Annotated in this window: 19 protein-coding genes and 1 tRNA gene; 6 read left to right on the top strand and 14 right to left on the bottom strand. The window is 58.6% G+C overall.

All coding sequences use genetic code 11. The features are described from left to right. Nucleotides 1-402: 402 nt before the first annotated feature. From MTP36_RS13840 to MTP36_RS13850, 4 genes are read right to left on the bottom strand one after another with little or no spacing between them, the layout of a single operon-like run. Nucleotides 403-1,155, bottom strand: coding sequence for a carboxymuconolactone decarboxylase family protein (locus tag MTP36_RS13840; RefSeq protein ID WP_249251408.1), 753 nt, complete (start codon nt 1,153-1,155; stop codon nt 403-405). Between the two features lie 30 nt (nt 1,156-1,185). After that, nucleotides 1,186-1,416: an aldo/keto reductase gene (locus MTP36_RS16010; protein WP_330220863.1), complete on the bottom strand. Its 231-nt coding sequence runs from the start codon at nt 1,414-1,416 to the stop codon at nt 1,186-1,188. A gap of 53 nt (nt 1,417-1,469) precedes the next feature. Further along, a complete protein-coding gene (locus MTP36_RS13845) occupies nt 1,470-2,123 on the bottom strand; it encodes an aldo/keto reductase (RefSeq protein ID WP_330220864.1) in 654 nt (217 codons plus the stop codon). Between the two features lie 15 nt (nt 2,124-2,138). Beyond that, complete coding sequence (locus MTP36_RS13850) at nt 2,139-2,678, bottom strand: flavodoxin family protein (protein WP_097840112.1); 540 nt, start codon at nt 2,676-2,678, stop codon at nt 2,139-2,141. Between the two features lie 118 nt (nt 2,679-2,796). On the opposite strand from MTP36_RS13850, the gene MTP36_RS13855 reads away from it, so the two are divergent. Continuing rightward, nucleotides 2,797-3,264 (top strand): MerR family transcriptional regulator, encoded by a 468-nt coding sequence (locus MTP36_RS13855; protein ID WP_097840111.1) that lies wholly within the window; start codon nt 2,797-2,799, stop codon nt 3,262-3,264. Between the two features lie 38 nt (nt 3,265-3,302). On the opposite strand, the gene MTP36_RS13860 is transcribed toward MTP36_RS13855, so the two are convergent. Together MTP36_RS13860 and MTP36_RS13865 are read right to left on the bottom strand one after the other, a co-directional pair. Further along, on the bottom strand, nt 3,303-3,554 hold the full coding sequence (locus MTP36_RS13860; protein WP_249251410.1) for a DUF6061 family protein: 252 nt from the start codon (nt 3,552-3,554) through the stop codon (nt 3,303-3,305). A 177-nt stretch (nt 3,555-3,731) separates the two neighbouring features. Further along, nucleotides 3,732-3,818: transfer RNA gene (locus MTP36_RS13865), tRNA-Leu, on the bottom strand. A 398-nt stretch (nt 3,819-4,216) separates the two neighbouring features. On the opposite strand from MTP36_RS13865, the gene MTP36_RS13870 reads away from it, so the two are divergent. After that, the gene (locus MTP36_RS13870; RefSeq protein WP_249251412.1) at nt 4,217-4,594 is read left to right on the top strand and encodes a DUF3592 domain-containing protein; all 378 of its coding nucleotides are present in this window, start codon (nt 4,217-4,219) and stop codon (nt 4,592-4,594) included. 16 nt (nt 4,595-4,610) lie between these two features. Further along, nucleotides 4,611-5,564 (top strand): FKBP-type peptidylprolyl isomerase, encoded by a 954-nt coding sequence (locus MTP36_RS13875; RefSeq protein WP_249251413.1) that lies wholly within the window; start codon nt 4,611-4,613, stop codon nt 5,562-5,564. Between the two features lie 118 nt (nt 5,565-5,682). On the opposite strand, the gene MTP36_RS13880 is transcribed toward MTP36_RS13875, so the two are convergent. The 3 genes from MTP36_RS13880 to MTP36_RS13890 all read right to left on the bottom strand — a co-directional run bounded on the left by MTP36_RS13880 (nt 5,683) and on the right by MTP36_RS13890 (nt 8,278). Beyond that, nucleotides 5,683-6,285: a TVP38/TMEM64 family protein gene (locus MTP36_RS13880; RefSeq protein WP_118658403.1), complete on the bottom strand. Its 603-nt coding sequence runs from the start codon at nt 6,283-6,285 to the stop codon at nt 5,683-5,685. A gap of 171 nt (nt 6,286-6,456) precedes the next feature. Then, nucleotides 6,457-7,437 carry a 3'-5' exonuclease gene (locus MTP36_RS13885; RefSeq protein ID WP_249251414.1) on the bottom strand — a complete coding sequence of 327 codons (981 nt, stop codon included), beginning with the start codon at nt 7,435-7,437 and terminating at the stop codon, nt 6,457-6,459. 19 nt (nt 7,438-7,456) lie between these two features. Then, nucleotides 7,457-8,278, bottom strand: coding sequence for a Cof-type HAD-IIB family hydrolase (locus tag MTP36_RS13890; RefSeq protein ID WP_249251416.1), 822 nt, complete (start codon nt 8,276-8,278; stop codon nt 7,457-7,459). A gap of 308 nt (nt 8,279-8,586) precedes the next feature. Here MTP36_RS13890 and MTP36_RS13895 point away from each other — a divergent pair, with 308 nt between their 5' ends. Beyond that, nucleotides 8,587-10,134 (top strand): alkaline phosphatase, encoded by a 1,548-nt coding sequence (locus MTP36_RS13895; protein ID WP_249251418.1) that lies wholly within the window; start codon nt 8,587-8,589, stop codon nt 10,132-10,134. A gap of 599 nt (nt 10,135-10,733) precedes the next feature. Here MTP36_RS13895 and mscL read toward each other — a convergent pair. The 5 genes from mscL to MTP36_RS13920 form a co-directional block, all read right to left on the bottom strand. After that, nucleotides 10,734-11,183 carry a large conductance mechanosensitive channel protein MscL gene (gene mscL, locus MTP36_RS13900; RefSeq protein WP_055186740.1) on the bottom strand — a complete coding sequence of 150 codons (450 nt, stop codon included), beginning with the start codon at nt 11,181-11,183 and terminating at the stop codon, nt 10,734-10,736. A gap of 201 nt (nt 11,184-11,384) precedes the next feature. Next, a complete protein-coding gene (locus tag MTP36_RS13905) occupies nt 11,385-12,419 on the bottom strand; it encodes a hypothetical protein (RefSeq protein ID WP_249251420.1) in 1,035 nt (344 codons plus the stop codon). Nucleotides 12,420-12,507: 88 nt separating this feature from the next. Then, the gene (locus MTP36_RS13910; protein ID WP_055186738.1) at nt 12,508-12,735 is read right to left on the bottom strand and encodes a DUF1653 domain-containing protein; all 228 of its coding nucleotides are present in this window, start codon (nt 12,733-12,735) and stop codon (nt 12,508-12,510) included. Nucleotides 12,736-12,809: 74 nt separating this feature from the next. Continuing rightward, complete coding sequence (gene dnaK, locus MTP36_RS13915) at nt 12,810-14,627, bottom strand: molecular chaperone DnaK (protein ID WP_249251422.1); 1,818 nt, start codon at nt 14,625-14,627, stop codon at nt 12,810-12,812. Nucleotides 14,628-14,709: 82 nt separating this feature from the next. Beyond that, nucleotides 14,710-15,807 (bottom strand): SseB family protein, encoded by a 1,098-nt coding sequence (locus MTP36_RS13920; RefSeq protein ID WP_249251425.1) that lies wholly within the window; start codon nt 15,805-15,807, stop codon nt 14,710-14,712. Between the two features lie 311 nt (nt 15,808-16,118). On the opposite strand from MTP36_RS13920, the gene MTP36_RS13925 reads away from it, so the two are divergent. Both MTP36_RS13925 and MTP36_RS13930 read left to right on the top strand, forming a co-directional pair. Further along, on the top strand, nt 16,119-17,858 hold the full coding sequence (locus MTP36_RS13925; RefSeq protein ID WP_330220865.1) for an ABC transporter ATP-binding protein: 1,740 nt from the start codon (nt 16,119-16,121) through the stop codon (nt 17,856-17,858). Beyond that, nucleotides 17,855-19,630: an ABC transporter ATP-binding protein gene (locus MTP36_RS13930; RefSeq protein WP_249251426.1), complete on the top strand. Its 1,776-nt coding sequence runs from the start codon at nt 17,855-17,857 to the stop codon at nt 19,628-19,630. Before MTP36_RS13925 ends, MTP36_RS13930 begins: the two co-directional genes overlap by 4 nt. Nucleotides 19,631-19,832 lie beyond the last annotated feature (202 nt).

A 19,832-nucleotide genomic window follows, 5' to 3' on the forward strand; every position in this document is an offset into this window, starting at 1 on the left:
GCCTTTGTGAGAGCTTTCTATGCGGCGAATCCACATCGCCCACAGGCGATGTGAGCAGGGATTCTAAGGGGCGCAGCACCCTTGGCACACGACTTCGGTACAAAGTCTAGTGTGTTACACCTTGCCAAAGGCGTACACGTTCCTGAAATGCAAAAAGCCCCATACCCAACACCTTGACGGTGCAGACATGGGACTTGATGCTTCCTCGGCCTAGCCTGGTACTCGTAACCAATCCTGACAGGGCAGTTGCCGTGTCATTTCTCGAAAACTGTTTTACGGATACCCAGCACTGGGGAACTCCCTGTTGTACATATCGCTATCGTCTGTGGCTTTTGGCAGGGTGCGTCCGGCAGGACGCACCCTGTTTTTGTTTCATCGTGGTTGGGTGTACATCAAAACGCATCACCGCAACTCCTTATAGGTTTCTTCCGGCACCGGCTCGCACCACTCGTTAGAGGTGTCTTCGCCGGGCACTTCCACTGCCAGATGAGAGAACCAGCAATCGGGTGCGGCACCGTGCCAGTGCTTGACCTCCGGGGGAATGTTCACCACATCGCCCGGATGCAGCTCCTGCGGCGCTTTGCCCCATTCCTGATAGTAGCCCCGGCCTGCCACGCAGACAAGGATCTGCCCGCCACCCTTTGCGGCATGGTGGATGTGCCAGTTGTTCCGGCATCCCGGCTCAAAGGTGACGTTGTAAATGCCAACCTGTGCGGTGGACAGGGGTGCCAGATAGCTTTTTCCGCTGAAATATTGTGCAAAACCGTCGTTGGATGCACCGATGGGGAACACCATTTCGCCCTGATGCTGTGCCTTGGCATCCTCTGCAGCGTCCTCTGCCCAGACTTCCTTGGCCATGCGGAAAGCCGCCCACGCCTTGGGCCAGCCTGCATAAAACGCCGCATGGGTCAGGATCTCTGCAATCTCAGTCCGGGTAATGCCGTTGTTTTTTGCTGCCGTCAGGTGATACCGGAATGAGGAATCCGTCAGTCCCTGCGCCATCAGTGCTACCACCGTCACAAGGCTGCGGTCCCGGAGGGAGAGTTTATCCTCTCGGCTCCACACCTGCCCGAATAGTACCTCATCGTTAAGTTCTGCAAATTTTGGTGCAAATTCGCCCAGAGCATCCCGCCCTGCTGTCTGTTTCACTGCCATTGTTGTACCCCTTCCTTTCCGTGTAAACGCTTAGACCTGCTTTTTCCCGCTGAACACCGGGAAAAAGCTGAATTCTCCGTAGTCAGCAATGTGCTCCATCTGCATGAGTGCAGCCATATCTTCCGGAGTGAGGACAAAATCTACGGCGGCATTCTCTTCCATGTGCTGTGGGTCTGCCGTTTTGGGCAGTGCTACTGCGCCAAGCTGAAGAACATAGCGGACACACAACTGTGCCGCAGATACGCCGTATTTCTTTGCCATCTGTGCAATCACAGGGTTCTTAAGCGCCTCGCCGTGGGCAATGGGCGAATACTTTATGAGCCAGAACTACGGCGCGGGACGGCCTGCTTAAGCGCCTCGCCGTGGGCAATGGGCGAATAGGCCTCCACCTGAATGTGCTGCTCTCTGCAGAAATTCAGCAGATCATGATCGGTGTTGCTGATGTGGAGCAAGATTTGGTTCACCATGGGCTGTATCCGGCAATCGGACAGCAGGTTCTCCAAGTCATCCTGCAGAAAATTCGACACTCCGATGACCCGCACCTTGCCAGCCGCCTGCGCATCCTCCAGCGCACGCCAGACGGCTTTGTTCTCTGCAAAGTAGCGTTTGGTGTCCCTGAATTCGTTCCACGGCTGGGGTGCATGGATGATCATCTGGTCCAGATAGTCCAGCCCCATTTTTTCCAGCGTTTCCTCAATAGAGGCGGCTGCAGCCTCATAGGTTTTCAGTTCTGCGGCCACTTTGCTTGCGACAAACAGCTCCTCACGGGAAACGCTGCAGCTACGGATTCCCTCGCCAACGCCCTGCTCATTTTCGTAGGCCTGTGCAGTATCAATGAGACGATACCCCAGCGTAACAGCGGTGCGGACTGTCTGCGCCGCTTTGTCATTGTCAATGCACCATGTGCCAAGCCCCAGTTTGGGGATTTTCGTTCCATTTTCCAGTTTGTAGGTTTCCTGTAAAATCATCTGATTTCCCTCCATTTATACATTTTTTCCCATCTCGTAAGCCTGTGCCATGGCAGGTGTACCGCACACTGCACCCGGCTCGTAAACGCCACATGCTACAAGGACTCCCTTTTCCACGGCACTTTCCACACAGTCTGCATAGCCCCGGAAGCAGGCCAGCGTAGTGTCCGCAGAGGCTTTTTCCTCGTCTGCCATGGTGGTGATGTAGTAGAATTCCTTGTCTTTAACCTCAAGCCACCGTGCCACAGTACGGTCGATCACTGCCTTCAACTGGGCACTAATGGAGTAGAAGTATACCGGGCTTGCCAGCACAATGACATCGGCATCGATCATCTTTTGCAGGATGTCTGCCATATCATCCTTGTGGACGCAGGCTCCGCCGTGGGTGCTGCAGTAGTAGCAGCCGGAGCAGGGAGCCACCTTTTTCTCAGCGACCCGGATCTTTTCTGCTTTGTGCCCGGCATCCTGCGCTCCACGCAGAAATTCATCGCATAGAATATCAGAGTTACCACCCTTCCGGGGACTTCCAGACAAAATCAATACCTTCTTGCTCATAGGAACCTCCTTGACAGCAGAGTGCATCCGCATTATGATGTTGATAAAGTTTGATTTTATCATACAACTTAAAGCGTACTTTAAGTCAAGGTCTTTTTGAAAAAAACGGAGGTTTCAGATGATCTATACCGTAGGCGAAATGGCACAAAAGCTGGGCGTACCTGCCTCCACCCTGCGCTACTACGACAAAGAAGGGTTACTTCCCTTTGTGGAGCGTTCCTCCGGCGGCATTCGGATGTTCCGGGAAAACGACTTCGAGTGGCTGCAGGTCATCCGCTGCATGAAAAAAGCCGGAATGTCCATCAAGGATATCCGGCAGTATATTGAGCTTTCAGTGCAGGGAGACGACACCATTGACACCCGGCTGGAAATGTTCCGGCATCAGCGGGAGGTACTCACCCAGCAGATCCAGCAGTTACAGCATACGCTGGAGACCGTGGAGTATAAATGCTGGTTCTATGAAGCCGCCAAAGCCGCTGGGACAGTGGATGTCCCCGGTGCAATGACCGATGCGGATGTGCCGGAGCAGTTCCGTGCCATCCGACAGGAGCTTCGGGGACAGAAGATGCCGAATATCGAAAGATAAGAAATGCCGTTCCAGTTGCTTTTGGAACGGCATTTCTCTTAATCTTCTAACCCATGGCTCCCGGTTACGTTTTTCAAGTATCCCTCCGTGTCACCGTTCAGAATCAAATCGGCATAGCCCAGCGGATTGTTGTAGATGAGGTAGTCCAGTTCCGTCCTCTGCGCCATGGTCACGTCCAATTCATCCTCGACCCCAGTGCAGTCAATGGAGATCATTCTCCCATCCCGGAGCAGCAGCTCCACACAGCCGGTGTCCATGTTGAAATGACAAGCTCTTTCATCGTACTTCATGTTTGTGTCCTTTCTGCCTTACGGCACCTTTACAGTTGTGACCTTTGTGATACGGTCTTTTTTCTGATAAGGTTTTGGACACACAGCCGTCGGGAAGGAGCCTTCATTTTGCTTTCCGAAGAAAACAAAAAATCCGAACCCTTCTCCTATCGAGAAAAGGTTCGGATTTTCATTGTTTGGTGCGGATAAGAGGACTTGAACCTCCACCGAGTTGCCCCGATTAGAACCTGAATCTAACGCGTCTGCCAATTCCGCCATATCCGCATATTTTGTTTCGTTCCTGCACCGCAGCGCCGGGAACGATAGTTATTATACCAGATACAAAAGAAATGTCAAGGCTTAATTTCAAAATTATTCGACAAAATTTTGCGGCAAAGTTGGTGCACTCTGGATAGCGGCTGCGGGGCGCTTTTTAGGGCAGATTATGGTACAATAAACGATAGGCAACACCGCACAATTCCCGCCTGACGGCTTAAGCACCGTTCCGGCGGCTGCGGCACGGCATCTGCGTTGCCAAAATGCTCGATAATACACAAAGTATTATCTGCGCTTTTGGCTTAGCATCTGCCGCACCTCGCGCGCCGTATCGGCACTTAGAATTATGTGGTATTGCCTATACGTCCGGGCACCGCCCGGCGATTACGGAAAAACGAGGGAAAACGATGCTGAATGTGATAATTTTTCTGGTGGGCGCACTGATCATGTTTTACATGGCGCTGCGCAGCGTGCGTGCGCGGCAGCTGCTGCGCACCAAAGGCGTCTGCGTGCAGGCCACGGTAAGCGGCACGGTGCAGAGCCGGGACGGCGCAGCCTATGTGCTGGAGTTTACCACCGCAGGCGGCAGCCACCGGCTGCAGTACCCCAAGCCCGCCAAGGGCAAGCCCTTTGCCGAGGGCAGCGTGGTCACCCTGTACTATGACCCCGATGCCCCGGAAAAGATGTTCGTGGAGGGCGACAAGTCCGTACTGGGTGCCGAGCTGCTGTACGCCGGTATCGGCGTGGTGCTGCTGGTGCTGATGGTCGGCATCATGAACCGCTGAGAAGGAGGGACACCGCATGAAACTGGAACATTTCGGCATGGCAGAGCCGGGGGACTGCCGGTTGGTATTCACGGCAAGCGCGGAGGAGCTGGCCGGTGCGCTGGCAAAGGAGCAGGCTGCCCCGGATGCCCCGCAGAACGAGGAAGAACTGCTGACAGCAGCGGTGAACCGCACCATTCTGGAGGGCTTTGACCCCCTTTACCGGCAGCTGGTGCAGGAGCAGCAGCTGGTACCGGTGACCGACCCGGATTTCGAGCTGCTGGCGGTCAATAAGGCCGAGGGCTTCCGGGCGGGCGCGCAGTTCTACGCCCTGCCGCCGCTGGAGCTGGGACGGGACACCGGCTTTGTGCAGGCCATCGAGCCCCACCCGCTGCGCCGGTTGACCATTGAACTGGAGATCAACCGCAGCTACGGCGATGAAGAGCGCGCCGCCGATGCCGCAGGCAAGGCCGCGCTGCGCGACCGGGTGACCCGGGAGCTCTACGCAAAGCGCTGCGCACAGGCCAGAGACCGGGCTGAAAAGGAGCTGGTCTGGCAGCTGGGCGATGAGGTGACCGGCCCGGTGCCCAAGCGGCTGGAAGCTGGAAACTACTTTGCCGAGCAACGGCAGTTCAATCTGAGCTTGCAGGCAAACGGGGTCAATTTTGACCAGTTCTTAGCCGTGCGCGGGCAGACGGTGGAGCAGTTCCGGCAGTGGCTGCACCGGCAGGCGGAGCGCAAGCTGCGCAGCTGGCTGGGGCTTTTGCTGGTGGCCGAGCGGGAGGGCTTACAGCCCACCGAAGCCGAGGTGAACGCCGCCCTCGCCGATTGGGACGAGAAGCTGGACGGAGAGCGCACTTTCCCCGCGAATGACACCCGCAAGGTGCGCCAGCGCCTTGCCCGGGCAAAGGCCACGGCCTTTGTGGTGGAGCATTCCACCCTTACCCCGCCGCCGGCGGAGCCCCTTGTGCAGGAACCGGAAGCAAAATAGAAATGATGGATCTCATGTCATGGCGGGCAGTCTGCGGGCTGCCCGCCATGGCATTTTTTTGCAAAAAAAGAGACAGCCGAGCGCCCACAGGTGCTCCGCTGTCCCGGATATTGTAGCTTTATTCCAGATGATGCTTCTGGCAGAACCTTTTGCTTACCCAGTACATCCCGCCCCACAGCAGGACTGCAAGCACAAGGTAGACCGGGTTCTTCAGGGAGCTGACCAGTGACTGTCCAAAGACGGCCATCATGGCCACCATCAACCCCTTGCCCAAGAGGACGGTGCGCAGGTAGCGCTTTTCGTCAAAGTCCGACATCCCGAAGGCAAAGTGCATGAAGGAGGTGGGGGTAAAGGGCAGCAGCGACAGCATAAACAGGGACGAGGTATCGAAGCGGTTCACCCACTGCTGCGCCTTTTCCAGTTTGGGGGAGCGGCTGGCCACTTTCCAGAAAAAGCGCTTGATGAGCCGCCGCCAGAATAAAAACATGATGACGCCGCCCAGCGCTACGCCTGCCCAGCTGTACAAAAAGCCCAACAGGCCGCCGTGCGCGGCTACGTTCAGCGCTACAATGGCGATGAGCGGCAGCGGCGGAAAAAAGGACTCTACCATAGCCAGCAGAATGGGCACAAGGGGGCCAAGTCCCTCAAAGCCCGCCAGCAGCGCTTCCCAGTATTCCAGTGTTCCAAGCTGGTGCACCCAGCCCATCAGTGTGGTTTGCATCCTTTGTTCGATCCCTTTCTGCACAGCCGGTGCCGGGGTGTCCCCGGGCAGACTACGTTAAGCTTAGTATATCCATTCTCTATGACAGAGCCATGAACAGAGTGTGCATTTTTTCGACACGTTATACGCTCTGCTATCAATACTACGAAACGGAAGGGGATTTTCCTGCATTTACTTTTCCGCGGCCTGCTTTTCGGCCTTGGCGCGCATCCGCTCCAGCTGGGCGGTGCGCAGCTTTTCCCAGCGGGCAAGGCTTTCGGCGTCCGGCATCTGGGCGCAGCGGGCAAAGCTCCAGTGCAGGCCGTCCCGGCGGGACAGCTTGTACCGCTGGAACACGCCCTGCCCGGCGGCGTTGCCGCTGCCGGTGCAGCTGGGGCACTGACACAGGGTATACCAGCTGTTGCTGCCCTTTTTCAGCCAAATCTCGTCCGGCTGCAGGGTGGTACCGCACTCCGGGCAGGGCATCTGGCTGATCTTGGGGTCAGCCCGCCATGCGTACTGCTCCACATAGCCGTGGAACACCGTAAAGTCCCGGTAATCGCCGGGGTTCTGGCACAGGCTCTGGCGCAGCGCCTCGTCCTCGGTGGGGTAGGCGGCAAGCCCGGTACGCAGATCCAACAGACGGCAGACATCGGCGGTGTACAGGGTGTCGGAAAGTGCATCGTGGAAGGGGCGCTCCATGGGGATGCCCATGCGGGTGACCACGCTTTCCAGCGTCATGCCCTCGCCCTCCTTGCGGGGATGCTCCCGCAGAAAGACCTGCTGCAGGTCGTACCAGACGGTGGGTTTGGACTCGTCCAGATTGCACAGGAAAAGGTTCTGCTTGAGCACCGGCACATCATCCAGACCCCATTCGGCAAACTCGGCATCCGGGCCACACCACTGCATAAAACGGCGCAATCCCTGCACGATGGGTTCGCCCTTGTCCAGATCGGCCTGCGTCAGGCCGGTCACCTTGGCGATATGGTGCTGCAGCTTGCGGAAGATGCGGGGACGCAGATGGATGGAAAAGGTGTCCAGCACATTGGCATCCTCGTCGATCTTTACAGCGCCGATCTCCACGATCTCGCCCCGCAGGGTCTGCTGCACCCCATGGTAGTTAAAGGTATACGGCTGGTAGCCGATGTTCCATTCCAGATCAAATAAAACCAAGTTACGCGGCATTGCTTTGTTAGTCCTCTCGTAAAATAAACTTCTCCACGGCCTCGGCCACGCCGTCGTGGTTGTTGTCGGCGGTGGTCACATAGTCGGCGCAGTCCTTTACCGGCTGCTCGGCGTTCTGCATGGCCACGCCCACCCCGGCGTAGGCGATCATGGAGCGGTCGTTCAGGCCGTCACCGCAGGCCATCAGGTTCTCGCGGGTCAGCCCCATGCGGCGCAGAAGCTCTGCCAGACTGCCGTCCTTCGCCACGCCCAGCGGCACCGCCTCGATAAAGAAGGGGCTGGAGGGGTACAGGTCGGCGCGGCCCGCAAACTGCTGCTGTCCGGCGGCGCACACTGCGTCCCGGCGGGCGGGGTCCAGCGTGATAAGCATCTTGCACACAGGGTAGTTTACATAGGACGCCAGATCATCCACATGGATCATGGGCAGCTTGGTGGTAAAGCACTCCTTGTTGGCCCACTCGTCCTTGTCCCGCTCGCAGACGATGCCCTCGCGGTTGTAGGTCAGGATGGCAATATCCTGCGCGGCGGCAAAATCGCACAGCTGGGGCACAAGGGCGGGGTCCAGCGTCTTTTCCACCAGCGTCTCGCCGGTGCGGCAGTCCACGATCTTGCCGCCGTTGTAGGACAGGATGCAGCCGCCCTTTTTGTCCAGACCCAGCTCCTCAGCCAGCGGCTGGATGCCGGCGGTGGGCCGGCCGGACGCCAGCACGACGGTCACGCCTTTTTCAATGGCGGCGTCCAGCGCGGCGCGGGTGCGCGGGGTGACGAGTTTCTGGTCGTTGGTCAGGGTGCCATCCAGATCCAGCGCCAGCACTTTGATATCAGACATATTTAAAAGATCCTCTCGTTATAGAAGTGTATCTCCGCTTGCTCTTTCTATTGTACAATGAAAAGCCCCCTGCTTGCAACCCTTGCAGGGCGGTTCGGCGCAAAAAGTGACCCAGATGCGGGCGTTACAGGCAGATTTTACCTGCTTTGCCCGGATTTTACACCGCCACCCTTCCGTGCGCCAAAGGTTTACCTAAGTGTTACACGGGGCTGGTTTCGCCGCTGCGGGCGGTGCGCTACAATACAGGTGTTCCCACAAGAAATAGTAGAACCGCCCCAAGCCGGGCTGAAAAAGAGAGGATATCTGTTATGAAGAACGCGAAAATTTCCCGCCGCAGCTTCCTGAAGGCCGGTGCCGTTGCATCGGCAGTGGGCATGCTGTCGGCTGCCCCCGTAGCCGCTCACGCCGCCGAGACGGATGCTTCTGCCGCAGCAGACGAAGAGAACGGTCTGCTGGACGTGTTCAAAAAGCCCAAGTACGTTTTCCTGCTCATTGGCGACGGCATGGGCACTGCCCAGATCCAATCCGCACGCTTCTACAAGGGCACCGTGGACAACAATGGCGCTGTGACCGAGGCTGACCTGAGCTTTACCAGCTTCCCGCAGGTGGGCAGCGTGACCACCTATGACAGCACCTCCTTCTGCCCGGACTCCGCTTCCACCGCCACCTCCATCGCCACCGGCCACAAGACCGAGAGCGGTGTCATCAATATGTGCCCGTGGACCCGCGATGTGCCCTACGAGACCATCGCCGAAAAGCTGCACGCCCAGAAGGGCTATAAGGTGGGCGTCATCTCCACCGTGAACATCGACCACGCCACCCCCGCTGCCTTCTATGCCCACCAGAAAACCCGCAAGAACTACTACGAGATCGGCGTGGAGCTGGCAAATTCCGGCTTTGAGTACTTTGCCGGCGGCGAGTTCCAGAAGGTGAACGGCGACGGTACCGGCCCCGACAACCATACCGTGGCTGCCAACGCCGGTTACAACGTGGTCACTACCCAGGCCGGTGCAGCGGCTCTGACCGCCGGTGCAGGCAAGACCCTGATCATTGCCGAGAATCTGGGCGATGGCAAGGCCATGAACTACGCCATGGACGCTGCCAGCGGCGAGTGGCAGCTGACTGACTATGTCAAGAAGGGCATCGAGCTGCTGAACAACAAGAAGGGCTTCTTTATGATGACCGAGTCCGGCAAGATCGACTGGGCCTGCCACGCCAACGACGCCGCTGCTTCCATCCACGATGTGCTGGAGATGAGCAACGCCGTGCAGGCTGCGGTGGACTTCTATAATGAGCACCCCAACGAGACCCTGATCCTTGTCACCGCCGACCACGAGACCGGCGGCATGGCCATCGGCTACAAGACCACCAACTACGACACCTTCCTGACCAATCTGGCTCACCAGAAGATGTCCTACGCAAAGTTCGATGCCACCTATGTGCAGGGCTACATTGCCAACAAGACCCCCTTCGAGACTGCCATGCAGGATGTGAAGAACGTCTTTGGGCTGACCCTGCCCACCGATCCCGCTGCCGCCAGCGCAGGCAAGCTGCTGCTGACCGACTACGAGGTGGAGAACCTGCGCAAGGCTTACGAGCGCACCCTGCAGGTGGGCTCCTCCAGCCAGAGCAAGATGAGCCAGCAGGACTACGAGCTGTACGGTACCTACATCCCCTTCAGCATGGCTGTCTGCCACACCATCAACCACAAGTCCGGTATGGACCATACCACCTATGCCCACACCGGTGCCATGGTCAACGTGTACGCCATGGGTGTCGGCGCCGAGAAGTTCGGCGGTGTGTACGACAATACCGAGATCTACCACAAGCTGGCTGAGCTGACCAAGGTTCAGTAAGTAATATATCTTGATTTTTCCGCTCCACTTTTCCACAACCAAGCCGCAAAATGTGCAAAACCCTCCCTGCCGGCAACGCAAAGACTGCGCCCGGCGGGGAGGGTTTTGTTGTAATGCGGCGAAAAATGTGTTACAATGGATTTACCGCCGTAAGGCGGTGAAAGGTGCTGTGTCGAAAACGCAGGCGGCTGCTCTTACCGACAGGAGTTTGTTCCACGGTGACCCATGGAATGAACGGAATGCCGAGGGGCAGGCTTATTTTGAAGTCATCCCCTTACTTGTAGCATTACGAGGAAGGGGGGAGTTGCATGACCTTGTCGGAAGTGATGCTGTTGCTGACTTTGTTAGCGACAGTGGCAGCGTTGATCGTTGATGTAGTAAACACTACATTTGACATCGCGTGGAAAATCTCTCATGACAAATCGAACGATGACAACAAGAAAAGCAAGTAACCGCCACACGCTTCCCCAAGCTAACGGTCACTTGCTTTCTTTACTCTTAGGAACAAGCGATCGCCGGTAACGGGTAGCCGTTTGCCGACCAGCGCCTTTTCTACTTCTATTATAGCGCATCTGCGCCAATTGTCAATGCTGAATGCTTCAGACCTTCATTTCGGGAAAGCCCTCCAGCTTGGAGGTGCAGTGGGGGCAGCGCACAGCCTTGATGGAAATTTCGCTCTGGCAGTAGGGGCACACCTTGGTGGTGGGCTCCTCCGGTGCGGCGGGCTCCTCGGGCTTTTTGTGCAGGGAGTTGACAAACTTGATTACAACAAACAGTACGAAGGCCACGATGAGGAAGTTGATGATGGAGTTGACGAACTCGCCAATCTTGATGCTGGAGCCGCCCAGACCAATGACCACGTCGGAAAAATCTGCCTTGAAGAACAGGCCGATCAGCGGGTTGATGATGTCCTCCACCAGCGCGGTGACGATGGCGGTGAAGGCACCGCCGATGACAACGCCCACTGCCATGTCCAGCACGTTGCCGCGCATGGCAAATGCCTTGAACTCTTCAAGGAACTTTTTGATGCCGCTTTTTTTCTCTTCCATAGATAAACCGCTCCTTCTTGTTCCCTTTTTTTACCGCAAGGGGTTCTTTTATTTTTATAATAGCGTATGGCGCGGCGATTTGCAAGCGTAAAACAGCCCATTTTATAGAAAATAAAAAGCAGCCTCTCCCGTGAAAAAACGATCCCGGAAAATCCGTAGACTTTCCGGGATCGTCCTATTCAAAAATAGTTTTCCGCTGGTTTATGCTGCGGGCTGCTCTGCCGCTTGTTCGGCGGGCTGGGGATCAGCAGTCACCGTAATGGTGCGGCTGATGCTGCCGCAGGAGTAGTTCCCCCCTGCCTTGGCAGTCTGGGTGTAGGTGCCGGGCTCGGTGGGCACGCCGTTTATTTTGCTGCTGAAGCACAGGAAGGTCTTTTTCTTGTAGGTGTAATTCACCTTGCCGTTTTCAGCCACCTGTCCGTCCGAAATGACCTTGGCGGTCAGATCGGCGTTTTGCAGCTGGGAGACGGTCATGCTGGACGGGGCATCGGCTGCCCAGCTCAGGCTGACGTTTTCAGTCTTGGGCTTGATCTTGAACATGGCAAACCCGGCGGCGTTGATGTCGCTGCTTTCCAGCGCGATGGCACCGGCAAAGTACTTGCCGCTGTCTTTAGGCTGCTCGTCCAGATAGATGCGGCTCAGCGCGCCCTCGGGCAGATACTTGCGGATCAGGCTCAGCGCCAGCTTCATGCCGTTGGAAACGTTTTTCACGGTGGTCAGGTAGCTGGCCGGGACAAAGAAGCTGACGGTGTCCATTACCGACACCACCTCGTCCGCGACCCGCAGCAGCACGCTGACATCGTTGCCATCGATCAGCTGCTTGAGGTAGCTGTATACGTTGAATTCCTCGGCCTGATCCGGGGTCTGGGACATCTTTTTGGGCAGGGGGATCAGCTTAAGCAAAGTGCGCAGCTTATCCGAGATCATCAGGGTCACATAGCCGTAGGCTTCGCCGCTGGTGCCCAGCACCACAGCGATATACTGGGTGTTTTCGGGCCGGGTCTCCACCTCCAGCTTATAATCGGAACCATAGACAAGGTTGCCGGTCGCCCGGATGCGGATGTTGACGATATCATTTTCATCCTCTGCCGCGCTCAGCGCTGCGGCATCGGGCAGTTCCTCGCTGACAACAGCGGTGCTTTCCGGCTGCTGCGCTGCCGCCGAGGCGGGCATTGCCAGCACACCAAGCATCATGCTGACCGCGAGCAGGAGCGAGATCCATCGTTTGGCCTTCATACGAAAACCTCCTTTGTTGTTTGGTATCTTACCCACATTTTACCGCAAAATAATCCTAGGGTCAATAACGGGATTCAAGCCGGGCGCATCACTCCCCGATATAGGTAAAGCGGGGCTTTGTAACGCCGTCCCGGGTCACCGTTTCCAGCCACATGGCGGCGGGGCGCACCCACAGCCCGCCCTCGCCGTACAGGGCGCGGTACACCACCATCTCCTCCTCGGTCTCACTGTGGCGTGCTACGCCCAGCACCTGATATTCGTTGCCTTTAAAGTGGCGGTAGCGCCCGGGGCGCACCGGATATTGCAGTTCCTTCATAACTGTTCCCTTCTCTTGCTTCAAAAAAGGGCTGCTGCGCCGGGCGGGTGCAGCAACCCATAAACCTTATTATATTACAGCGTGCTGTCCGTTCCATCGCCGGGGGTCTGCTCGGCAGAGTACAGCAGCATCAGGTGGTTGGCCGAGGCTTCCAACTGGCTCTTAGCCTGCCGCAGGGCGGCTTCCTCGGTCTCGTTCATCTTTTCGGGCTTATCCTTGCGCAGGCAGCGGCGCAGGTTGGCAAGGTCGGCCTTCACGCGGGCCTTTTCGTCCTTGTCCAGCTCTTTTTTGCACTTGGAAAGCGCTTCATCCACCTTGTAGGCCAGCACCTCGGCCTGATTGTGCAGCTCCAAGCGCTCCTTGCGGCGGCTGTCCTCGGCCTCATAGGCGGCGGCATCTGCCATAGCACGCTGGATCTCGTTTTCGGAAAGGTTGGTGCTGCCGGTGATGGTGATGTTCTGCTCCCGCCCGGTGGCAAGGTCTTTCGCAGATACCTTCACCACACCGTTCACGTCGATATCAAAGGTGACCTCGATCTGGGGCTTGGACGAAAAGCTTGCCCGGATGCCGTTCAGTTTGAATTTGCCAAGGGACTTATTGTCCCGCGCAAAGTGGCGCTCGCCCTGCAGAACGTTGATCTCCACGCTGGTCTGCATGGGACGGGCGGTGGTAAAGATCTGGCTCTTGCGGGTGGGGATCATGCTGTTGCGGGTGATCAGCGGGGTGGCGACCCCGCCCAGCGTCTCGATGGACAAGGTCAGCGGGGTCACGTCCATCAGCACCAGTCCCTGCGCTGCCGCACCGGTGGCACCCGCCAGCTTGCCGCCGCCCTGCAGCAATGCACCCTGCACCGCTGCACCCATGGCGACGCATTCGTCCGGGTTCAGGCTGTGGCTGGGCTCCTTGCCCAGCAGCTCCCGCACCTGCCGCTCCACGGCGGGCATCCGGGTGCTGCCGCCCACCAGCAGCACCTTGCCCAGCTGACTGGCAGAGATGCCGGCATCCCGCAAAGCGTTCTGCACCGGGGTCACGGTGCGGGACAGCAGGTCTCCGGTCATCATCTCGAACTGCGGGCGGGACAGGGCGATATCCAAGTGATGGGGCCCGTCCTTGCCCACCGCGATAAAGGGCAGGTTCAGCTGGGCAGAGGGCGCACTGGAAAGCTCCTTCTTGGCCTTTTCCGCCTCCTCCTTCAGCCGTCCCATGGCGGCGGGGTCGCGGGTCAGGTCGATGCGGTCAGACTTTTTGAACTCTGCCACTGCATACTCCACAATGCGCTGGTCAAAGTCGTCGCCGCCCAGATGGGTGTCGCCGCCGGTGGCAAGCACCGTAAAGGTGCCGTCCTCGATCTCGATGATGGACACATCAAAGGTGCCGCCGCCAAGGTCGTAGACCAGGATCTTCTGCGCGGCTTCGTTGTCCAGACCGTAGGCTACCGCGGCGGCGGTAGGCTCGTTGATGATGCGCAGCACGTTCAGCCCCGCAATGCGGCCTGCATCCTGCGTGGCTTTGCGCTGGCTGTCATCAAAATAAGCGGGCACGGTGATGACGGCTTCGGTGACCGGCTCGCCCAGATAGCTCTCGGCGTCCCGGCGGATCTTGGCAAGGATCATGGCGCTGATCTCCTGCGGGGCAAGGTCCTTGCCGTCAATGTGCGCCCGGTAGTCCGAACCCATGTACCGCTTGATGCTGGAGATCGTGCGCCCGGAATTCGTGGCGATCTGGCGCTTTGCCGCGCCGCCAACCAGACGCTCGCCGTCCTTGGTAAAGGCCACCACACTGGGGGTGGTGCGCTCGCCCTCTGCATTGGTGATGACCACGGGCTTGCCGCCCTCCACCACCGCCACACAGGAATTGGTCGTGCCCAGATCAATGCCGATCACTTTGCTCATACTGTTTCCTCTGTTTCTTGTCCGCCGTGTCTGCGGGCTGTTTTTTCTCCAGTCTATCTTACAGGACGGCTGTGACCATTTTTTAGTCCAATTGTAAAGATTCTATGTTATAGGCCGCCGGAGCCGTGGGCGGCTCGTGGGTCAGCGCGTAGAGCAGCTGTTCAGCCTCCTGTAACCAGCGGTCGGCGTCCGGCTCGTGCTCCCGCTGCAAAATGGTAAAGGCCTGCTTTGCCTCTGCCGCCTGCGCCAGCGCCTTTTTGCGGGAGGTGTAGCGCGTTTCAAACTGTGCCAGCCGCAGGCAGACCCGGGGCGTATACTCGATATCCGGCACCGCCGCCGCGTTCTGCCGCGCCCGGCGGTACCACAACAGCGCCTTGCCGTTGTCGCCCCGGGCGGCGCAGTCGTCACCAAGGTTCAAAAGGGCGATGGGCTCGCCGCTTTCGGCAGCAGCTTTCCACATCTTGCGTGCCTGCGCAGCGCTTTTGGGTACGCCGCGCCCCTGATACAGGCACTCGCCCAGCAGCGAGAGCCCGGCAGAATTTCCCTGCTCAGCGGCTTTCTGGTAGCACTCTGCCGCTGCCGCCCAGTGTCCGGCGCGGGCAGCGTCCTTACCGGCTTCGGCCTCCTCTGCGCCGGGGCCCTCCGGGGTGTGGCCTGCGTGCAACAGACCGTTGAGCAGCGCACCGTCCAGCGAGGCGGAATTGCTCCACGGGTCCAGCACCACGCCGTCGATGCCCGGGGTATCCAGCGCCAGCTGCATGGCCTGCTCCAAGGTGCGGTCAGCCATGGGGCGGCTGCCGGTACTGCGGTCCGCACCGGCCGCTGCCACCGAGGTGAACAGCGGCAGCCAGCAGCGCCCCTTATCGTTGCGCAGCGTCCACAAGGCAAGGCCATCGGCCTTTTCTGCCGGGATGGGGTGCTCCATCCACGGGGCGGGTGCCCCCTGCGCCGAAAGCGCCGTCTGCAGCGGCACCAGCACATGGGTCTCCAGCTCCAGCGCATAGTTCAACGCGCTCATCAAAGTCCAGAAGCTTTCCTCGTTCTGGCCTTTATACAGCCCCTGCACGGCCTGCTCGATGGCCGGGCAACCGGTGCCGCGCGGGCTGTACACCGGTGCGGTGCGGCTGCGGCGGCTGCCCACCGGGCGGAAGCGTACCCCGCCGTCTGTTCGTCTTGCCATTGTGTTCACCATACTTCCCTATCAATATCAGCCCTAAGGTGTATCTGAAAACAAAGAAAATGACGAATATTTCGCAAGCACAAGCGGGATTTAAGGCAAACAGCCGCAGGAATCCTTTGTGGATTTCAAGGCTGTTTAACGCAAAATCCAGCTGTGTTTGTAGAAATAGACTAAATTTTCGACTTTTCAGATATACCATAGTATAACAGGATTTGGCAGCTTGTACAATGCAAAACGCAGCTGCAGCACTGGATTTTCAGTATACATCGCGTTATAATAAGGTGTATTTTGACTCCGAAGGAGGAATTTTTTTGAACCGGATGCTTGGCTACCTGAAGGGCTACGAGCGCGAAAGCGTGCTTGCACCGCTCTTTAAGATGCTGGAAGCCACCTTTGACCTGTTTGTGCCGCTGGTCATGGCGGATATCGTCAATGTGGGCATTGCAGCACATGACCTGCATTATATTCTGGTGCGGTGCGGCCTTTTACTGCTGCTGGCTTTCATCGGCCTTACCTGCAGCCTGACCGCGCAGTACTTTTCCGCCAAGGCGGCGGTGGGCTACTCCACCGCGCTGCGGCACGCCCTGTTTGCCCATATCCAGAGCCTGAGCTTTTCAGAGATGGATACGCTGGGCACCAGCACCCTCATTACCCGCATGACCAGCGACGTCAATCAGGTGCAAAGCGGGCTCAACCTGTTTTTGCGCCTGTTCCTGCGCAGCCCCTTTGTGGTGCTGGGCGCCATGGTCATGGCCTTTACGGTCAACGCCCGGGCGGCAATGATCTTTGTAGTCACCATCCCGCTGCTCAGCGTGGTGGTGTTCGGCGTGATGGTGATCACCCGGCCGCTGTATAAGACCGTGCAGACCCGGCTGGACCGGGTGCTGGGCCTGACCCGTGAGAACCTGACCGGCGTGCGCGTGGTGCGCGCCTTTGATAAGGAGCAGAGCGAGATCGACCGCTTTGAGGATGCCAACGCCCTGCTGACCGGGATGCAGCTGCATGTCGGCCATTTTTCGGCGCTGATGAACCCGCTGACCTATGTGCTCATCAACCTTGCCATCGTGGCGCTGTTGTATGTGGGCAGCATTGAGATCAACGTGGGCGGCATGGCCTCCGGCGATGTCATTGCGCTGGTGAACTACATGAACCAGATCCTTGTGGAACTGGTAAAACTTGCCAACCTCATCGTGCAGATCAGCAAAGCGCTGGCCTGTGCTGGCCGTGTGCAGGCGGTGCTGGATACCAAACCCGGCATGACCTTCCCGGCAGAGCTGCTGGGCGAAGTGGCTGAGGACAAGACCGGCGATGCCGTGCGCTTTGACCATGTAGGCCTGACCTACGCCGGGGCGGGCGCACCCAGCCTGACCGACATCAACTTTACCGCCAAAAAGGGCCAGACCATCGGCGTCATCGGCGGCACCGGCAGCGGCAAATCCAGCTTGGTGAACCTCATCCCGCGCTTTTACGATGCCACTGAGGGCAGCGTGGAGATCTTTGGCCGCCCGGTGGCCAGCTACCCCCGGGACGCTTTGCGCGGCAGGGTGGCGGTGGTCATGCAGAAGGCGCAGCTCTTCGGCGGCACCATCCGCTCCAACCTTTTGTGGGGCAATAAGGATGCCACCGATGCCGACCTGTGGGCGGCGCTGGAAACAGCACAGGCCGCAGACTTTGTGCGTGCAAAGCCCCTTGGGCTGGACGAGCCGGTGGAACAAGGCGGACGTAATCTTTCCGGCGGACAGAAGCAGCGGCTCACCATCGCCCGTGCGCTGGTGGGCAAGCCGGACATTTTGATTTTGGACGACAGCGCCAGCGCGCTGGACTACGCCACCGACGCCGCCCTGCGCAAGGCACTGGCGGCGCTGCCCGGGGCGCTGACCGTGTTCATCGTCAGCCAGCGTGCCGCCAGTTTGCAGCACGCCGACCAGATCTTGGTGCTGGATGACGGTCATCTGGTGGGCATCGGCACCCACAGCGCACTGCGCAGCAGCTGCCCGGTGTACGAGGAGATCTACGAGAGCCAGTTCAAGAAAGGGGAGGCAGAAGCATGAGTGCAAAGGCAAAAAACAAGCTGACCCCGCAGCAGCGCAAGGCCACCCTGAACCGGGTACTGCACAAGATCCGTCCGTACAGCGCCTTTGTGGTGTGCAGCCTGCTGGTGGCAGCGGTCAGCGTAGCCGCCCAGCTGTATATCCCCATCCTGTGCGGTGATGCCATTGATAAGATGCTGGGCAAGGGCAATGTAGACCTTGCCGGTGTGCTGCGCATTGCAGTGAGCATTCTGGTGGTGGCAGCCGTAGCCGCCCTTGCGCAGTGGCTTTTGAGCGTGTGCAACAACCGCATCACCTTCTCGGTCAGCCGTGATCTGCGCAACGAGGCGCTGCGCAAGATCCAGACCCTGCCGCTGTCCTATCTGGACAGCCACCCCTCCGGCGATATCGTCAGCCGCATGGTGGCGGATGTGGACACCTTTGCGGACGGCCTGCTGATGGGCTTTACTCAGCTGTTCTCTGGCATCCTGACCATTTTTGGCACGTTGCTGTTCATGCTGCGGGAGAATGTGCCCATCACGCTGGTGGTGGTGTGCATCACCCCGCTGAGCCTTGTGGTGGCGGGCTTTCTGGCAAAGCGCAGTTACGGCTACTTCCAGAGCCAGAGTACCGTTCGCGGCAGGCAGACCGCGCTGGTCAACGAGATGATCGAAGGCCAGAAGGTGGTGCAGGCCTTTGGCCACGAGGCCGAAAGCCTTGCCGCCTTTGACGAAGTGAACGGACAGTTACAGGACGTGAGCCTGAAGGCCATCTTCTTCTCCAGCCTGACCAACCCCGCCACCCGCTTTGTGAACAACATCGTGTACGCGGGCGTAGGGCTTGTGGGTGCGCTGTACGCCGTGCGCGGCGGCATCACCATCGGCCAGCTGAGTGTCTTTTTAAGCTACGCCAACCAGTACACCAAACCCTTCAACGAGATCTCGGGCGTGGTCACCGAGCTGCAGAACGCACTGGCCTGCGCCGCCCGGGTGTTCGAGCTGCTGGACGCCGAGGATCAGGTGCCGGAGGCTGAAAATGCCGCCGCGTTGCAGCCGGACGGCCATGTGCAGCTGCAGGACGTGTCCTTCCGCTACCTGCCCGACCGTCCGCTCATCGAAGGGCTTTCGCTGGACGTACAGCCCGGCCAGCGCATTGCCATCGTAGGCCCCACCGGCTGCGGCAAGACCACCCTGATCAACCTGCTGATGCGGTTCTATGATGTGAACGGCGGCAGCATCAAGGTGTCCGGCACCGATATCCGGGATGTGACCCGCGCCTCCCTGCGCGGCAGCTACGGCATGGTATTGCAGGACACATGGCTGCGTGCCGGTACGGTGCGGGAAAACATCGCCTACGGCAAGCCGGACGCCACCATGGACGAGGTGATCGCCGCCGCCAAGGCTGCCCACGCCCACAGCTTTATCCGCCGCCTGCCCGATGGCTACGATACCGTCATTGCAGAGGACGGCGGCAACATCAGTCAGGGACAAAAGCAGCTGCTCTGCATCGCCCGCGTGATGCTCTGCCTGCCGCCCATGCTGATTCTGGATGAAGCCACCTCCTCCATTGATACCCGCACCGAGGTGCGCATCCAGAAGGCCTTTGCCCGCATGATGCAGGGGCGCACCAGCTTTATCGTGGCGCACCGCCTTTCCACCATCCGGGAAGCAGACGTCATCCTTGTCATGAAGGACGGCCACATCGTGGAGCAGGGCAGCCACGACCAGCTGCTGGCACAGGGCGGCTTCTACGCCAAGCTCTACAACAGCCAGTTCGAGGGCGTGCAGACCTGAGAGTGCTGTTGTATCCTATCCAGCCTGTAATAACAAGCAGCGAAAATTCATTTTGTTGATTAAAACAGGCTGAACGAGCACTCGTTCATAAAATATTAATAATATATTAACATTCAGTACACCACTTTTCGGTATACATAGGGCAACAAAGGCGCGCAGTGCGCCGAACCCCCGCCAAAAAGGGCAAAAACGCGCAGACCGC

It is taken from the genome of Faecalibacterium sp. I4-1-79, assembly GCF_023347235.1.
In the GTDB taxonomy this organism is placed as follows: domain Bacteria; phylum Bacillota; class Clostridia; order Oscillospirales; family Ruminococcaceae; genus Faecalibacterium; species Faecalibacterium tardum.

Coding starts and splice junctions, on each gene's coding strand:
- MTP36_RS13840 (WP_249251408.1), bottom strand. CDS start 1,155: ATGGCAGTGAAACAGACAGCAGGGCGGGATGCTCTGGGCGAATTTGCA.
- MTP36_RS16010 (WP_330220863.1), bottom strand. CDS start 1,416: ATGGCAAAGAAATACGGCGTATCTGCGGCACAGTTGTGTGTCCGCTAT.
- MTP36_RS13845 (WP_330220864.1), bottom strand. CDS start 2,123: ATGATTTTACAGGAAACCTACAAACTGGAAAATGGAACGAAAATCCCC.
- MTP36_RS13850 (WP_097840112.1), bottom strand. CDS start 2,678: ATGAGCAAGAAGGTATTGATTTTGTCTGGAAGTCCCCGGAAGGGTGGT.
- MTP36_RS13855 (WP_097840111.1), top strand. CDS start 2,797: ATGATCTATACCGTAGGCGAAATGGCACAAAAGCTGGGCGTACCTGCC.
- MTP36_RS13860 (WP_249251410.1), bottom strand. CDS start 3,554: ATGAAGTACGATGAAAGAGCTTGTCATTTCAACATGGACACCGGCTGT.
- MTP36_RS13870 (WP_249251412.1), top strand. CDS start 4,217: ATGCTGAATGTGATAATTTTTCTGGTGGGCGCACTGATCATGTTTTAC.
- MTP36_RS13875 (WP_249251413.1), top strand. CDS start 4,611: ATGAAACTGGAACATTTCGGCATGGCAGAGCCGGGGGACTGCCGGTTG.
- MTP36_RS13880 (WP_118658403.1), bottom strand. CDS start 6,285: ATGCAAACCACACTGATGGGCTGGGTGCACCAGCTTGGAACACTGGAA.
- MTP36_RS13890 (WP_249251416.1), bottom strand. CDS start 8,278: ATGTCTGATATCAAAGTGCTGGCGCTGGATCTGGATGGCACCCTGACC.
- MTP36_RS13895 (WP_249251418.1), top strand. CDS start 8,587: ATGAAGAACGCGAAAATTTCCCGCCGCAGCTTCCTGAAGGCCGGTGCC.
- mscL (WP_055186740.1), bottom strand. CDS start 11,183: ATGGAAGAGAAAAAAAGCGGCATCAAAAAGTTCCTTGAAGAGTTCAAG.
- MTP36_RS13905 (WP_249251420.1), bottom strand. CDS start 12,419: ATGAAGGCCAAACGATGGATCTCGCTCCTGCTCGCGGTCAGCATGATG.
- MTP36_RS13910 (WP_055186738.1), bottom strand. CDS start 12,735: ATGAAGGAACTGCAATATCCGGTGCGCCCCGGGCGCTACCGCCACTTT.
- dnaK (WP_249251422.1), bottom strand. CDS start 14,627: ATGAGCAAAGTGATCGGCATTGATCTGGGCACGACCAATTCCTGTGTG.
- MTP36_RS13920 (WP_249251425.1), bottom strand. CDS start 15,807: ATGGCAAGACGAACAGACGGCGGGGTACGCTTCCGCCCGGTGGGCAGC.
- MTP36_RS13930 (WP_249251426.1), top strand. CDS start 17,855: ATGAGTGCAAAGGCAAAAAACAAGCTGACCCCGCAGCAGCGCAAGGCC.